Source organism: Hydrogenophaga borbori (assembly GCF_003417535.1).
Classification (GTDB): Bacteria; Pseudomonadota; Gammaproteobacteria; order Burkholderiales; family Burkholderiaceae_C; genus Hydrogenophaga; species Hydrogenophaga borbori.
On the sequence record NZ_QVLS01000001.1, the window covers coordinates 421,850 to 437,192 of the forward strand.

Consider the following 15,343-nt stretch of genomic DNA (forward strand, 5'->3'; position numbering starts at 1 on the left):
GAATCAGGAGATACCACATGAGCAACGCCGTCATCGTTTCCACCGCCCGCACGCCGCTGACCAAGAGCTGGAAGGGCGCCTTCAACATGACCCACGGCGCCACCCTGGGGGGCCACGCCGTTCGCGCCGCGCTGGAGCGCGCGGGCGTGGAGGGCGCGGCCGTCGAGGACGTGATCATGGGCTGCGCCAACCCCGAGGGCGCCACCGGCGCCAACATCGCGCGCCAGATCGCGCTGATGGCCGACCTGCCCGTGAGCGTGTCGGGCATGACCGTCAACCGCTTCTGTTCCTCGGGCCTGCAGACCATCGCCATGGCCGCCCAGCGCGTGATCGCCGGCGAGGGCGATGTCTACGTGGCGGGCGGGGTGGAGAGCATCTCCTGCGTGCAGCAGGAGATGAACCTGCACATGCTGCGCGACCTCGATCTGGACCGCAAGAAGCCCGAGATCTACTGGAGCATGCTGCAGACCGCCGAGCAGGTGGCCAAGCGCTACAACATCTCGCGCGACGCCATGGACGAGTACGGCGCCGCCAGCCAGCAAAAGGCCTGCGCGGCCCAGGCGGCCGGCAAGTTCAACGACGAGATCGCCCCCATCACCGTGACCGCCGGCGTGGCCGACAAGACGATGGGCCTGATCACCAAGAAGGTGACCGTGGGCGCCGACGAAGGCCTGCGCGAGGGCACGACGAAGGAGGGCATCAGCGGCATCAAGCCGGCGCTGCCCGGGGGCGTGGTCACCGCCGGCAACGCCAGCCAGTTCAGCGACGGCGCGGGCGCCTGCGTGGTGGTGAGCGAGCAGTACGCCGCTTCGCACAACCTCAAGCCCATCGGCCGCTTCCTGGGCTTTGCCGTGGCCGGCTGCGAGCCCGACGAGATGGGCATCGGCCCGGTCTTCGCCGTGCCCAAGGTGCTCAAGAAGCTGGGCCTGAAGGTCAGCGACATCGACCTGTGGGAGCTCAACGAGGCCTTCGCGGTGCAGGTGATCTACTGCCGCGACAAGCTGGGCATTCCGGCCGACCGCCTGAACGTCAATGGTGGCGCCATCGCCGTGGGCCACCCCTACGGCGTGTCGGGCCAGCGCCTGACCGGCCACGCGCTGATCGAAGGCAAGCGCCGGGGCGCCAAGCGCGTCTGCGTCACCATGTGCATCGGCGGCGGCATGGGTGCCGCCGGCGTGTTCGAGGTCCTGTAAGCGCGCGCGCCGCCATGGACGCCGCCGGCGTGAGCCCCGAGGTGTTCCTGGCCATGGGACGCGAGCTGCTCGCGCAGCAGCCGTTCTCGCGCCTGATCGGTGCCGAGCTTGCCGCGCTCGCGCCCGGGCGCTGCGAGCTGCAGGTGCCGATCGGCGAGGCGGTGAAGCAGCAGAACGGCTTCGTGCACGGCGGCGTGGTGAGCTACGCCGCCGACAACGCACTCACCTACGCGGGTGGCACGGCCATGCGCGTGCCCGTGGTCACGAGCGAATTCAAGATCAACTACCTGAGGCCCGCGGTGGGCGAGCGCCTGATCGCGCGCGCCGAGGCGGTGCACACCGGCCGCAACCAGGCCGTGTGCCGCTGCGACGTGTTCGTGCTGCGGGACGGCGAGGAAAAGCTGTGCGCCGTGGCGCAGGGCACCATCGCCGCCTTGCCACCCAGAACCTGACGAGAGACCTGTCATGAGCCTTCGCCCCACCGTCGATTTCCTGCTCAACGACTGGCTGGGGGTCGAGGCGCTGAACCAGCGCGAGCGCTTCGCCGACCACAGCCGCGAGACCTTCGACGCCGTGCTCGACACCTGCGAGCGCATCGCGCGCGAAAAGTACGCGCCCTTCAACCGCACGGTGGACACGCAGGAGCCGCACTTCGACGGCGAGCGCGTGGTGCTGCCGCAGGCCACGCACGACGCGCACCAGGCCTATGCCGAGAGCGGCATGCTCAGCGCCGCGCAGGACTATCGCCTGGGCGGCATGCAGCTGCCCTACACGGTGGAGGCGGCGGCCAACGCCTTCTTCGCCATGGCCTCGGTCAGCATCGGCAGCGGCATGCTCACCGTGGGCAACGCCAACCTGTTGATGGCGCACGGCAGCGAGGCGCAGCGGCGCGTGTTCGCGCTCAACGAGTTCGCGGGCCGCTGGTCCGGCACCATGTGCCTGAGCGAACCGCAGGCCGGCTCCAGCCTGAGCGACGTGGCCACGCGCGCCGTGCCCGACGGCGAGGGCTTCATGGACGACCCGCTGGGGCCGCGCTTTCGGCTCAAGGGCAACAAGATGTGGATCTCGGCCGGCGAGCACGAGCTGACCGAGAACATCGTTCACCTGGTGCTGGCCAAGATCCCCGGGCCGGACGGCAAGCTGCCGCCGGGGGTGAAGGGCATCTCGCTGTTCGTGGTGCCCAAGAAGCTGGTGGACGCCAGCGCGCAACTCACCGGCGAGCGCAACGACGTGGCCCTGGCCGGCCTGAACCACAAGTGCGGCTGGCGCGGTACCACCAACACCTTGCTCAATTTCGGCGAAGGCAAGTTCCCCGTGCGGGGCGCGGCCGGCGCCATCGGCTACCTGGTCGGCCAGCCCGGCGAGGGCCTGCGCTGCATGTTCCACATGATGAACGAGGCGCGCATCGGCGTGGGCATGGCGGCCACCATGCTGGGCATGGCGGGCTACCACGCCAGCCTGGACTACGCGAAGAACCGCCCGCAGGGCCGCCCCGTGGGGCCGGAGGGCAAGGACCCGAGCCGGCCGCAGAGCCGCATCATCGAACACGCCGACGTCAAGCGCATGCTGCTGGCGCAGAAGAGCTACTGCGAGGGCGCGCTGGCGCTGGAGCTGTACTGCGCGCGCCTGGTGGATGAGCAGCACACCGGCGCGCCCGAGGCCGCCGACGAGGCGCGCCTGCTGCTGGAGGTGCTCACGCCCATCGCCAAGAGCTGGCCCAGCGAGTGGTGCCTGGAGGCCAACAGCCTGGCCATCCAGGTGCACGGCGGCTACGGCTACACGCGCGATTTCCCGGTGGAGCAGTACTGGCGCGACAACCGCCTGAACATGATCCACGAGGGCACGCACGGCATCCAGGCCATGGACCTGCTGGGCCGCAAGGTGCTGATGGAAAACGGCCGCGGCCTGCAGCTGCTGGCCCAGCGCGTCAACGCCACCATTCAGCGCGCCATCCACACGCCGGAGCTGGCGGCCCACGCCAACGCCCTGGGCCAGGCCCTGGCGCAAGTGGGCGCGGCCACCAAGGCCGCCTGGGCCACCGCCAACCCGGCCGAGGCCCTGGCCAACGCCGTGCCCTACCTGCAGGCCTTCGGCCACACGGTGCTGGCCTGGATCTGGCTGGACGTGGCCCTGGCCGCGCTGGCCGCACCCGACAGCCCCGCGCGCACCGGCCGCCTGGGCGCCATGCGCTTCTTCTTCCACTACGAGCTGCCCAAGACCGGCGCCTGGCTCGCCGTGGTGAGCCGGCGCGACCCGACCTGCGCCGAGCTGCCGGAAGAGGCGTTCTGAGCCCGGCGCGGGGGCCGGCGCGCCGGCGCCGCCCGGGCGACACACAGGCGCCGCGCCACGGTCCACAATGACCCGGTTTCCGCCACCCCGAACAACACACGAGGCAGACCAGACATGACCCGCACCATCTCCCAACTCTTCGACCTCAAGGGCCGCACCGCCCTCATCACCGGCGGCTCGCGCGGCCTGGGCCTGCAGATGGCGCACGCGCTCGGCGAGGCCGGCGCGCGCGTGCTGATCAGCTCGCGCAAGGCCAAGGACCTGGAGGAGGCCTGCGCGGAACTCACGGCCGCCGGCATCGCCGCCGAATGGGTGGCCGCCGACGGCCAGAGCGAGGACGAGTGCCGCCGGCTGGTCGACGAGACGATGCGCCGCCTGGGCCACATCGACATCCTGGTGAACAACGCGGGCGCGGCCTGGGGCGCGCCGGCCGAGGACCACCCGGTGGACGCCTGGGACAAGGTCATGGACCTCAACGTGCGCAGCTACTTCATCCTGGCCCAGGAAGTCGCGCGCCGCAGCATGATCCCGCGCAAGGGCGGCAGCATCATCAACACGGCCTCCATCGCCGGCCTGGGCGGCAACCCGCGCGGCATGAAGACCATCGCCTACAACACCTCCAAGGGCGCGGTCATCAACTTCACGCGCGCGCTGGCGGCCGAGTGGGGCGACCATGGCATCCGCGTCAACGCCATCTGCCCGGGCTTCTTTCCCAGCAAGATGACCCAGGGCACGCTCAAGGCCATGGGCGAGGACAAGCTGGCCGCGCACGCGCCGCTGGGCCGCCTGGGCGACGACGAGGACCTGAAGGGCCTGACCGTGCTGTACGCCAGCGACGCCGGCAAGCACATCACCGGCCAATGGCTGGCCGTGGACGGCGGTGTCTCGATCATCACGGGCGGTTGATGGAATTCTCGGTACGCATTCCCTTTGTCGATCTGCTCGGCTTTCGCCTCGAGCGCATGGAGGGCGGCGAGGCCCAGATGGCCTACGACCCCGCGCCCGAGCACCTGAATTCCTTCGACGTGGTGCATGGCGGCGTCGGCATGACCCTGCTGGACGTGGTGATGGCGCACGCCGCGCGTTCCTTGCAGACCGACATGGGCTGCGTCACCATCGAAATGAAAACCAGCTTCGTGCGCGCCGCCAAGGGCCCGCTGGTGGCGCGCGGCCTGGTGCTGCACCGAACCGCCACCATGGCCTTCACCGAGGGCCGCGTGCTCGACGCCAGCGGCAAGCTGTGCAGCCATGCCACGGGCACCTTCAAGTTCGTGCCGCGCCTGCCCACGGGGGCGGGCCGCGTGAACCCGCTCAACCGCATCCCCACCGACTGACCCACCGGGAGACCCTCATGCCCACCAACCGCCAGATCCTGCTCGACAACCGCCCCAAGGGCGAGGCCACCGTCGACAACTTCAAGCTCGTCAGCACCGAGACGCCCCCGCTCAAGGACGGCCAGGTGCTGGTGCGGCACCACTTCCTCAGCCTGGACCCCTACATGCGCGGCCGCATGAACGACAGCAAGAGCTACGCCGCCTCCCAGCCCCTGGGCGAGGTGATGATCGGCGGCACCGTGGGCGTGGTGGCCGAATCGAAGCACCCCAGGTACGCCGTCGGCGACCAGGTGGTGGGCATGGGCGGCTGGCAGGAGTACAGCGTGGTCGATGCCGAGCAGCCCGGCGCGCTGCGCAAGGTGGACACCACCCACGTGCCGCTGAGCCATTACCTGGGCGCCGTGGGCATGCCCGGCGTGACGGCCTGGTACGGCCTGGTGAAGATCATCAACCCCAAGGCCGGCGACACCGTGGTGGTGAGCGCGGCCACGGGCGCCGTGGGCAGCGCCTTCGGTGCGCTGGCCAAGGCGCGCGGCTGCCGCGCGGTGGGCATCGCGGGCGGGCCCGAGAAATGCAGGTACGCCGTGGAAGAACTGGGCTTCGACGCCTGCATCGACTACCGCCTGCACAAGGACATGTACTCGCTGGCCAAAGCGCTCAAGGAGGCCTGCCCGAATGGCATCGATGGCTACTTCGAGAACGTGGGCGGCATGGTCCTGGACGCCGTGCTGCTGCGCATGAACGCCTTCGGCCGCATCGCGGTGTGCGGCATGATCGCCGGCTACGACGGCCAGCCGCTGCCGCTGGCCAACCCGGCGCTCATCCTGGTCAACCGGCTCAAGGTGGAAGGCTTCATCGTCAGCGAGCACATGGAGGTCTGGCCCGAGGCGCTCAAGGAACTGGGCACCCTGGTGGGCAGCGGCAAGCTGCGCCCGCGCGAGACCGTCGCGCAGGGCATCGCCTCGGCGCCCGAGGCCTTCCTGGGCCTGCTCAAGGGCAAGAACTTCGGCAAGCAGCTGGTCAAGCTGGTTTGAGGCGGCCATGGACGCGGCGCCGGCGCGCGGTGAGGAGTTTCGCGAGGACCTGCGCGGCCCCGGCTCGCGCACCGCGCAGGCGCGCCGCCTGCTCACGCCCGAGGAGCTGGCGCCGCTGACGCGCCTGTCCACGCCGCGTTCTCTGCTGGCCATCGCGCAGACCCTCGGGCTGATCGCGGGCGCGGTGGCCCTGGGCATGGCCAGCTGGCCCAGCGCCTGGCTGCTGCTGTGCGTGCCGGTGATCGGCATCGCCCAGCACGGCCTGTTCATCCTGGCGCACGAGGCCACGCACTACCGCCTGTTCAGCGCCCGCTGGGCCAACGACGGCCTGGGCCGCCTCATGGGCATCGTGGCCGGCCTGTCGATGTGCACGTACCGCGTGACGCACCGGCTGCACCACAACCACCTCTACACCGACGACGACCCCGACACCGCCATCCACGGCGGCTACCCGCGCGGGCGCGCCTACCTGTGGCGCAAGCTGGGCCAGGACCTGCTGGGCCTGAACGCCTGGAAAACCTACGCCTATTTCTTCGGCGCACCCGCCATCAACGACGACACGCGCCGCGAGATCCGCCCGCTGGACGACACCTCGCCCGCGCTGCGCGCCGCCGCCCGGCGCGACCGCTGGTACGTGGTGGCCTTTCACCTCGGTGCGCCGCTGCTCGCGCTGGGCCTGGGCGGGCCACGCGGCCTGCTGATGTATGCCGTGCTGTGGCTGCTGCCGCTGCTGACGGTGCTGCAACCCATCCTGCGCCTGCGCGCCATCTGCGAGCACGGCGCGGTGGGAGACCTGGGCTCGCCGCTCACCGCGGCGCGCTGCAACCGCACCTGGGGTTCGCCGCTGAACTGGCTGGCGCGCGCGCTGCTCTTCCCGCACCATGTGAACCACCACCTCGAGCACCACCTCTACCCGGCGGTGCCTCACTACCACCTGCCGCGACTGCACGCCCTGCTGCGCGAGAAGGGCGCGCTCGACGCGGCCGAGGTGCGCGATGTCCGCCAGACCTGGTCCCTGATCTTTGCCGCGAGAAAGGCCCGACATGCTGTCCACGCATGAAGTCTTCAACCAGCCCGCGCCGCTGGTGGACCTCAACCTTTTCGACACCAACCGCGCGCTGCAGGCCGCGCTGGCCTTCAACGCGCCGGGACTGGACACCACCGGCCTGCGCGCCCTGGGCGCCACCGTGGGCAGCGCGGGGATGCAGGCCCATGCGCGCCTGGCCAACGTATTCACGCCGCAGCTCAAGACGCACAGCCGCGTGGGCGAGCGCATCGACCAGGTGGAGTTCCACCCCAGCTACCACGCGCTGATGCGCGAGGCGGTGGGCGCCGGCCTGCACGGCGCCGCCTTTGGCGCCGCGGAACAGGCCCGCGGCAACGCCCACCTGCGCCGCGCCGCCGGCTTCATGCTGTTCACCGAGCTGGAGCCCTCGGTGCTGTGCCCCATTTCCATGAGCTACGCGGTCACGCCCGCGCTGCAGGACAACGCCGCCATCTACCGCGACTGGGCGCCGCAACTCACCAGCCGCGACTACGACCCCGCGCTGAAGGTTTGGCGCGACAAGCCCGGTGCCACCATGGGCATGGGCATGACCGAGAAGCAGGGCGGCTCCGACGTGCGGGCCAACACCACGCGCGCCGAGCCCGCGGGCCGCGACGGCTGGGGACAACGCTTCGCGGTCACCGGCCACAAGTGGTTCTTCTCGGCGCCCATGTGCGACGCCTTCCTCGTTCTCGCGCAGACCGCCAGCGGCCTGTCCTGCCTGTTTCTGCCGCGCGTATTGCCCGACGGCTCGCTCAACGCGGTCCGCATCCAGCGCCTGAAGGACAAGCTGGGCAACAAGGCCAACGCCAGCTCCGAGGTGGAGTTCCTGGGCGCCACGGCCTGGCTGGTGGGCGAAGAAGGGCGCGGCGTGCCGCAGATCCTGGCCATGGGCACCATGACGCGCCTGGACTGCGCGCTGGGCACCAGCGGGCTGATGCGCCAGGCCCTGTCCATCGCGCTCCACCACACCACGCAGCGCAAGGCCTTCGGCAAGTACCTCATCGACCAGCCGCTGATGAAGAACGTGCTGGCCGACCTGGCGCTCGAATCCGAGGCTTCCACCGCACTGGCCCTGCGCCTGGCGCGCGCCTTCGACCGCCAGCACGACCCGCACGAGCAGGTGATGGCCCGCCTGCTGACGCCGGTGGCCAAGTTCTGGATCTGCAAGCGCGGCAGCCACTTCGCGCAGGAGGCCATGGAGTGCCTGGGCGGCAACGGCTACGTGGAGGAGGGCGGTGAGGGCATCATGGCCCGCATCTACCGCGAGATGCCGCTCAACTCCATCTGGGAAGGCGCCGGCAACATCATGGCGCTGGACCTGCTGCGCGCCCTGCGCAAGGCCGACGCCGCGGCCGCGCTGGCGCAGGAGCTGGCGCCCGCCAGGGGCCAGCACGCCGCGCTGGACCACCTGGCCGCGCGCCTGCCGCTGCGCGTGGAAGAAATGGCCACCGAGATGGAAGCCCGCCGCCTGGCGCAGGACGTGGCGCTGGCCGTGCAGGCCGCGCTGCTGGCGCAGACCGCGCCGGCCGCCGTGTTCAACGCCTTCTGCGATTCGCGGCTGGGCGGGCACTGGGGCCACAGCTTCGGTTCGCTGTCCGCCGGCACCGAGGTCGATGCCATCATCGAGCGGGCCATGCCGCGCTGACCCGATGAACGAGCCCACGGCCATGCACGCCACCACCATGCACGACCTGATCCTCCACCACTACCCCATGTCGCCCTTCGCCGAGAAGGCGCGGCTCATGCTCGGCCACAAGGGCCTGGTCTGGCACAGCGTTCACATTCCCGCGGTGATGCCCAAGCCCGACGTGGTGGCCCTCACCGGCGGCTACCGCAAGACGCCGCTGCTGCAGATCGGCGCCGACATCTACTGCGACACCGCCCTCATCGCCGACGTGCTGGAGCACCGCGAGCCCGAGCCCCCGCTGTTCCCGGCGCACGCGCGTGGCCTGTCGCGCACCGTGGCGCAGTGGGCCGATTCCTCCCTGTTCTGGGCCTCCATGGGCTACACGCTCAGCCCCAAGGGCGCGGCGGCGATGTTCGCCAGCCGGCCGGCCGGCGAGGGCCAGGCCTTCGCCAGCGACCGCGCCGCCATGCGCCAGAACATGACGCTGCTGCGCCCCGCCGACGCCACCAGCGCCTACCGCAGCTACCTGCGCCGCCTGGCCAGCATGCTCGACGACCAGCCCTTCCTGCTGGGCGAGGTGCCCTGCATCGCCGACTTCGCGGCCTACCACCCGCTGTGGTTCACACGCACGCTGAACCCGGGCCTCGCCAGCATCCTGGATGCCACCCCCGACGTGCTGGAGTGGATGGACCGCCTGGCCGCCATCGGCCATGGCCGCAGCGAGCGTCTGAGCAGCGCCGATGCCCTGGGCATCGCGCACGCCGCCACGCCCGAGCCCATCGGGCCCGACGTGTCCTTCCAGGACGACCACGGCATTGCGCTGGGCAGCCTTGTCAGCATCGCCGCCGAGGCCTTCGGCACCGAGACGAGCGAAGGCCTGCTGCGCGCGGCCACGCGAACGCGCTACACCATCGAACGCCAGGACGAGCGCGCCGGCACGGTGCACGTGCACTTTCCGCGCGTGGGCTACGTGCTGCGCGAGGTGCGGGCTTGAGCGGCGGCTTGATCTGGCACTGCCAGGCCTTCGACGCACTGAAGCCCCGGGCGCTGTACGACCTGCTGCGCCTGCGCACCGAGGTGTTCGTGATGGAGCAGAACTGCGTGTTCCAGGACATGGACGGCGCCGACCCCGCCTGCCACCACCTGCTGGGCGAACGCGGCGGCGTTCTGCTGGCCTATGCGCGCCTGGTGCCGGCCGGCCTGAAGTTCGCCGAGGCCAGCATCGGCCGCGTGGTGAGCGACCCGTCCACGCGCGGCACCGGCATGGGTCACGCGCTCATGCGCGAGGCGGTGCGGCAGCTGCACGCGCTCTGGGGCGAACAGCCGATCCGCATCGGCGCGCAGGCGCACCTGCAGGGCTTCTACCGCCAGCACGGCTTCGAGACCGAGGGGCCGCCCTACGACGAGGACGGCATCCCGCACGTCGAGATGCTGCGCCGCTGAACACACGAACCAAGGAGACGACACCATGATCCAGGACTTCCACGGCAAGACCGCCGTGCTCACCGGCGCAGGCTCGGGCTTCGGCCTGGAGTGCGCGCGCATCGGTGCCCAGCGCGGCATGAACCTCGTGCTGGTGGATGTGCAGGCCGACGCCCTGGCGCGCGCCGAGGCCGAGATGAAGGCCAGCGGCGCGCGGGTGCTGGCGCGCCGCGTGGACGTGTCCGACGCCGCGCAGATGGAGGCCCTGGCCGACGAGGTTCGGCAGACCTTCGGCGCGCCGCACTTCGTCTTCAACAACGCGGGCGTGGGTTCGGCCGGATTGATCTGGGAGAACTCGGTGCGCGACTGGCAATGGGTGCTGGGCGTGAACGTCTGGGGCGTGGTGCACGGCGTTCGCCTGTTCACGCCCATGATGCTGGCCGCCGCGAAGGCCGACCCGGCCTGGCGCGGCCACATCGTCAACACCGCCAGCATGGCGGGTCTGCTGACGCCGCCCAACATGGGCATCTACAACGTGAGCAAGCACGCGGTGGTGGCGCTCACCGAAACGCTCTACCAGGACCTGCGCCTGGTCAGCGACCAGATCGGCGCCAGCGTGCTGTGCCCCTACTTCGTGCCCACCGGCATCAGCCAGAGCCAGCGCAACAAGCCGGCCGAGCTGGCCGGCGAGCGCCTGACCAAAAGCCAGCTCATCGGCCAGGCCATGACGGACAAGGCCGTGGGGTCGGGCAAGGTGACGGCGCCCGAGGTGGCGCACAAGGTGTTCGAGGCCATCGAAGCCGACCGCTTCTACGTCTTCAGCCACCCGAAGGCCCTGGGCAATGTGCGCTCGCGCATGGAGGCCATCGTGAACGTTCAGAACCCGCCCGATCCCTTCATGGAGCGCCCGGAGGTGGGCGCGCAGCTGCGCGCCGCGCTGCGCGAAGGCTGAGGCCGCGTGGACGCGCCGGCCGCCCGCGGCCATTGCCTGTTCGACACCGCCATCGGCCGCTGCGCCATCGCCTGGGGGCCGGCGGGCATCGTGGCCGTGCAGCTGCCCGAGGCCGACGACGCGGCCACGCGCCGGCGCCTGTTCCGCAACGCGGGCGAGGCACTGCCGGCCGCCGAGCCGCCGCCCCAGGTGCAAGACGCCATCGCGGGCGTGGTGGCCCTGATGGCGGGCGAGCGGCGCGACCTGCTGGAGGTGGCGCTCGACATGGCGCGCGTGAGTGCTTTCCGCCAGCGGGTGTACCAATTCGCGCGCCGCATCCCGCCGGGCCAGACGCGCACCTACGGCGAGGTGGCCCAGGCCCTGGGCGACCCGCCACTGGCGCGCGCCGTGGGTCAGGCCATGGGGGCCAACCCCTTCGCGCCCATCGTGCCCTGCCACCGCGTGATGGCGGCGGGCGGACAGCCGGGCGGCTTCTCGGCGCGCGGCGGTGCCATGACCAAGCTGCGCATGCTGGGCATCGAGGGCGCGCTGGAGCCCGACCTGTTCGATCCGCCGCCGCCCGGGCTCAGTCGCTGAGGGGCGGTCCGGCCAGGCGCTCGGCCAGCGCCAGCGCCGACAGCGGGGCGCAGCCCTCGGCCTTGTTGCTGATGGTCACGTAGGCGTTCTGCCCCGCGCCCGTGATGCCGCGCACCGTGCGCACGATGAGATCGCGCGTGTCTTCGTCCACGTCGTGGATGCGGTCGTAGGGGCTGTACTCGCGCTGCGCGTCTTCGTAGCCGTAGGCGCCGTGCAGGGGGTTGAGGTTCCAGCGGCAGACCAGGGGGCCGGGCCACAGGGCGCGCAGCAACGGCAGCTGGTCCCGCATGCGCGGCATCTTGGCGTGCAGGCCCAGGCAGTAGGTGGCGCCGGCCTCGCGCAACACCTCGGCCAGCGCGGGGGCGATGCGCGGCGACAGCCACTCGGGGTCGCGCACCTCCACCGCGACCACGCCGTCGGGCGTGGCGCCGCGCACGTCCGGCAGGGCCTTGAGCAGGGCGCGCAGGCGCTCCAGCAGCAGCGGCAGGCGCTGCAACTGCGCGAAGGGCAGGGGGCTCAGCTGGAACACCAGCGCGCCGACCTTGTGGCCCAGGCCGGCCAGGGCCGGTTCGATGAACTCGCTCACCGCCACGGCCGGGTCCAGGAACAGCGGGTTGGGCTGGCGGCCCATGCCGTCCTCACCGCGGACCTGGGCGTCGCAGACCAGCGCGGGGGCCTTCACGACGAAGCGGAAATCGCTCGGCACCTGTTCGGCGTAGCGCCGGAACTGCACCTCGGTGAGGGCGCGGTAGAAGCTGCGGTCGATGCAGACACAACGCAGCAGCGGGTGCTGGCCATAGGCGGCCAGGCCTTGTTTGGACAGCGTGGCGTCGGGGTACCCGCGGTCCCAGACCAGGCCAGCCCAGCCCGGGTAGGTCCAGGACGAGGTGCCCAGGCGAAGGCGCGGCGGCAGGGCGGCGGCCAGGGCGCGCAGGGCCTCGCTGTGCCCGGCGGGCAAGACGCCAGCGCCGCCTCGGCGGCGCGCGGGTGGGCCATGGGCGGGCGGCGGTGCGGCGGGCGCTGGCGGCGGCGAGGGCGGCGAGGGCGGTGAGGAGGGCGGTCCGCCGAACAGGTCGTCTTGCATCGGTGCCGTCAAACCGCGTGGAAGCGCCGGCGGTACTCGCCCGGCGTGAGGCCCACGAAACGGATGAACACCTTGCGGAAGGCGCTGGTGTCGCCGTAGCCCACATCCCAGGCGATGCGGTCCACCGGCAGCCGGCCGAACTGCAGCATCTCGCGCGCCCGGCCCACGCGCAGGCGCTGGCAGTACTCGGTGGTGGTCATGCCGGTGGCCTTCTGGAAGCGGCGCAGGAAGGTGCGCTCTTCCAGACCGGCCTGGGCCGCCAGCCTGGGCAGGGCGATGTCTTTCGCGTCGGTGGCCTGCAGCCAGTGCTGCACCTTGAGAACGGCGGCGTCGCCGTGGCGCAGCCGGGGTGAGAAGGCGCTGTAGTAGCGCTGCTCGCGCCCCGGCGGATCGACCAGCAGCGAGCGCGCGGTCTCCACCATCACCGTGGCCCCCAGGGTGCGGTCGATCAGGCGCATGCCCAGGTCGGTCCAGGCCATGGCGCCGCCGGCGGTGAGGATGTCGCCGTCGTCGACGATCAGCTGGTCGGTGTCGAGCCGCACACCGGGGAAGCGGTCCTGGAAGGCCTCGGCGTAGCGCCAGTGGGTGGTGATGGTGCGCCCGACGAGCAGGCCGGTTTCGCCCAGCACAAAGGCGCCCGCGCAGACCGAGGCCAGGGCCACACCGGCCGCGTGCCGCTCGCGCAGCCAGGCGCCGAAGGGCGCCGCCGCTTCGCGCGCCAGCGGCGGGTTCAGGCTGGGGGGCAGCACCAGCACGGCGGGCGTGCCCTCCTGGCCGGGGGCGCTGTCGAACACGCGCGACGGCGGGCCCTGCTCATGCAGCTGCCAGTGGCTCACGCGCAGGGCGTGGGCGGTGCCGCCCACGCGCGGGGTGGCGGTGCGCGAGGCGTAGTCGAAGAGGTCGCTCATGCCCAGCACGGCGGCCTGCTGCGCGCCGGGGTAGAGCACGAGGCCGATTTCGGTGGGGGCGGGGGAGGGCATGTGTCGATTCTGCCCCTTGGAATGTCGATGACGCCACTGTGCGCCGGCGGGCACCCCAGGGATCATTCGTTCGCCCCTTTTCCGGGACGGACGACGCTTGAACCCACGGAGAACCGAATGCCCGCCAGCGCCCTGGTCGTGATCGACCTGCAGAACGAGTATTTCCCCACCGGCCAACTGCCCCTGGTCGGCATCGAGGCGGCCACCGCCAACGCGGCACGCGTGATCGCCAAGGCCCGCGCCCAGGGCGTGCCGGTGGTCCACGTGCGGCACGAGGCCGGTCGGCCCGACGCGCCGGTGTTCAGGCCAGGCACGCCCAACGTGCAGATCCACGCCTCGGTGGCGCCCGCCGAGGGCGAGGCGGTGATCGTCAAGCACTTTCCCAATGCGTTTCGCGAGACGCCGCTGAAGGCGCTGCTGGACGAGCTGGGCGTGCGCGAGCTGGTGATCGTGGGCGCCATGAGCCACATGTGCATCGACGCCGGCACCCGCGCCGCCGCCGATCTGGGCTATGCCGTGACCGTGGTGCACGACGCCTGCGCCACGCGCGACCTGGTGTTTGGCGGGCAGACGGTGCCGGCGGCACAGGTGCACGCCGCTTTCATGGCAGCGCTGGGGGCGTCGTACGCCACGCTCAGCACCACCGAGGCCTTGTTGGCGCGCTGAAGCACGCGTGGCCGGCCGCCGCGGGTCCACGGCTCAGCCCTCGTCGGTATCGGGCCACCAGCGCAGCAGCCAGTGGCGCCGGTGCCGGCGCGGCGCGGTTTCGCGCTGGGGCTCCAGGCCCAGCCGCGTTTCGTCGGGCGGCGGGCGGCGCTTGCGTGCCAGCCAGCGCGGCTGGCGGCGCAGCACCAGGTGGCGCTCGATGGCGTTGTCGATCACCAAGGCCAGGTGGGCGCCGTGCGCGGGCAGGCACAGGTAGTGGTAGATGAGGCCCTCGTTGATCAGTTGCTGCAGCGCCGCCGCGTCGTGCGAGGCGCTGGCCAGCACCACCGACAGGGCCGGCGTGCGGCGTTTGGCGGCCCGCACGAGTTCCAGCGTGCCGCGCGGGTCGCCGCATTGCTGCAGCACCAGCACCGCCGGCTGGCGCTGCGCGAGCAGCGTGAGCGCATCGGCCATGTCCTGGGCCCGCAGCAGGCGGGCAGGCGCCGGGGCCCGGCGCGCGCAGGCCTGGTCGCAGGCGCGCCCCAGCTCGGCGTCGGCCTGCACGAGCAGCACTTCTTCGTGCCGGACGGGCGAGTCGGCGTCGGCGCCCGTGTCCTGGAAATCGCTCCAGGCCAGGCGCGTGAGGCGCGACAGACGGGCCGCGTCCTGCACGTGGCGGAGCAGCCGGGCGTCGTTCCAGGGTTTGCTGATGCAGCGGAACACGTCGCCCTCGTTCAGCGCGAACACCACCGAGGAAAAATCGGCGTAACCCGCGAGCAGCAGGCGCACGGTGTGCGGCGAGGCTTCGCGGGCCTGGCGCAGGAGCTCGGTGCCGCACATGCCAGGCATGCACTGGTCGGACAGCAGCACGTCGAAGCGCTGGGCCCCCAGCAGGGCGAGCGCCTGCGCGCCGTCGCTCGCCACGACCACGTCGAATTCGCCGCGCAGCAGCCAGCGCAGCGAGCGCAACAGCGGCGGTTCGTCGTCCACGCAGAGCACTTTGGGCCGATGCCTGGCTTCGTTCTTCATGCCGTGCCTTGGGAGGAAGGGGCAGGTCGTTCGGCTGCAGCTGGAGCGCCGACGGGCTCAGGCGCGGCATGCTAGGAACGGCGAGCGGCCGACCACATACTGCCGCTGCAGTATTCGGGCCTTCTCCCGT

16 protein-coding genes are annotated in these 15,343 nt (G+C 71.5%); 13 read left to right on the plus strand and 3 right to left on the minus strand.

Translation table 11 applies throughout. From position 1 onward, the window contains the following. Nucleotides 1-17: 17 nt before the first annotated feature. The 12 genes from DY262_RS02005 to DY262_RS02060 all read left to right on the plus strand — a co-directional run bounded on the left by DY262_RS02005 (nt 18) and on the right by DY262_RS02060 (nt 11,475). Complete coding sequence (locus DY262_RS02005) at nt 18-1,193, plus strand: acetyl-CoA C-acyltransferase (protein ID WP_116957302.1); 1,176 nt, start codon at nt 18-20, stop codon at nt 1,191-1,193. A 14-nt stretch (nt 1,194-1,207) separates the two neighbouring features. Further along, on the plus strand, nt 1,208-1,645 hold the full coding sequence (locus DY262_RS02010) for a PaaI family thioesterase (RefSeq protein ID WP_116957303.1): 438 nt from the start codon (nt 1,208-1,210) through the stop codon (nt 1,643-1,645). 13 nt (nt 1,646-1,658) lie between these two features. Next, entirely contained in the window at nt 1,659-3,482 is a 1,824-nt protein-coding gene (locus DY262_RS02015; RefSeq protein WP_116957304.1) for an acyl-CoA dehydrogenase, read from the plus strand. 114 nt (nt 3,483-3,596) lie between these two features. Continuing rightward, on the plus strand, nt 3,597-4,388 hold the full coding sequence (locus DY262_RS02020; protein ID WP_116957305.1) for an SDR family oxidoreductase: 792 nt from the start codon (nt 3,597-3,599) through the stop codon (nt 4,386-4,388). Further along, nucleotides 4,388-4,816 (plus strand): PaaI family thioesterase, encoded by a 429-nt coding sequence (locus tag DY262_RS02025; protein WP_181936381.1) that lies wholly within the window; start codon nt 4,388-4,390, stop codon nt 4,814-4,816. Before DY262_RS02020 ends, DY262_RS02025 begins: the two co-directional genes overlap by 1 nt. A gap of 17 nt (nt 4,817-4,833) precedes the next feature. Continuing rightward, complete coding sequence (locus DY262_RS02030) at nt 4,834-5,850, plus strand: NADP-dependent oxidoreductase (protein WP_116957307.1); 1,017 nt, start codon at nt 4,834-4,836, stop codon at nt 5,848-5,850. Nucleotides 5,851-5,857: 7 nt separating this feature from the next. Then, nucleotides 5,858-6,910 (plus strand): fatty acid desaturase, encoded by a 1,053-nt coding sequence (locus DY262_RS02035; protein ID WP_116957308.1) that lies wholly within the window; start codon nt 5,858-5,860, stop codon nt 6,908-6,910. Then, complete coding sequence (locus DY262_RS02040; protein WP_116957309.1) at nt 6,894-8,543, plus strand: isovaleryl-CoA dehydrogenase; 1,650 nt, start codon at nt 6,894-6,896, stop codon at nt 8,541-8,543. The genes DY262_RS02035 and DY262_RS02040 overlap by 17 nt, the downstream gene beginning before the upstream one ends. 37 nt (nt 8,544-8,580) lie before the next feature. Next, complete coding sequence (locus DY262_RS02045; RefSeq protein ID WP_116957540.1) at nt 8,581-9,519, plus strand: glutathione S-transferase family protein; 939 nt, start codon at nt 8,581-8,583, stop codon at nt 9,517-9,519. 8 nt (nt 9,520-9,527) lie between these two features. Continuing rightward, nucleotides 9,528-9,968, plus strand: coding sequence for a GNAT family N-acetyltransferase (locus DY262_RS02050; protein ID WP_245980765.1), 441 nt, complete (start codon nt 9,528-9,530; stop codon nt 9,966-9,968). A 25-nt stretch (nt 9,969-9,993) separates the two neighbouring features. Continuing rightward, nucleotides 9,994-10,899 carry an SDR family oxidoreductase gene (locus DY262_RS02055; RefSeq protein ID WP_116957310.1) on the plus strand — a complete coding sequence of 302 codons (906 nt, stop codon included), beginning with the start codon at nt 9,994-9,996 and terminating at the stop codon, nt 10,897-10,899. Between the two features lie 6 nt (nt 10,900-10,905). Continuing rightward, a complete protein-coding gene (locus tag DY262_RS02060) occupies nt 10,906-11,475 on the plus strand; it encodes a methylated-DNA--[protein]-cysteine S-methyltransferase (protein ID WP_116957311.1) in 570 nt (189 codons plus the stop codon). Here DY262_RS02060 and DY262_RS02065 read toward each other — a convergent pair. Then, entirely contained in the window at nt 11,465-12,559 is a 1,095-nt protein-coding gene (locus DY262_RS02065) for a DUF72 domain-containing protein (RefSeq protein WP_116957312.1), read from the minus strand. The two genes, DY262_RS02060 and DY262_RS02065, sit on opposite strands and share 11 nt — an antisense overlap. A gap of 8 nt (nt 12,560-12,567) precedes the next feature. Then, nucleotides 12,568-13,539: a GlxA family transcriptional regulator gene (locus DY262_RS02070; RefSeq protein WP_116957313.1), complete on the minus strand. Its 972-nt coding sequence runs from the start codon at nt 13,537-13,539 to the stop codon at nt 12,568-12,570. A gap of 117 nt (nt 13,540-13,656) precedes the next feature. On the opposite strand from DY262_RS02070, the gene DY262_RS02075 reads away from it, so the two are divergent. Next, on the plus strand, nt 13,657-14,205 hold the full coding sequence (locus DY262_RS02075; protein ID WP_116957314.1) for a cysteine hydrolase family protein: 549 nt from the start codon (nt 13,657-13,659) through the stop codon (nt 14,203-14,205). A gap of 33 nt (nt 14,206-14,238) precedes the next feature. Here DY262_RS02075 and DY262_RS02080 read toward each other — a convergent pair whose 3' ends face one another. Next, on the minus strand, nt 14,239-15,213 hold the full coding sequence (locus tag DY262_RS02080) for a response regulator (RefSeq protein ID WP_116957315.1): 975 nt from the start codon (nt 15,211-15,213) through the stop codon (nt 14,239-14,241). Nucleotides 15,214-15,343: the final 130 nt, after the last annotated feature.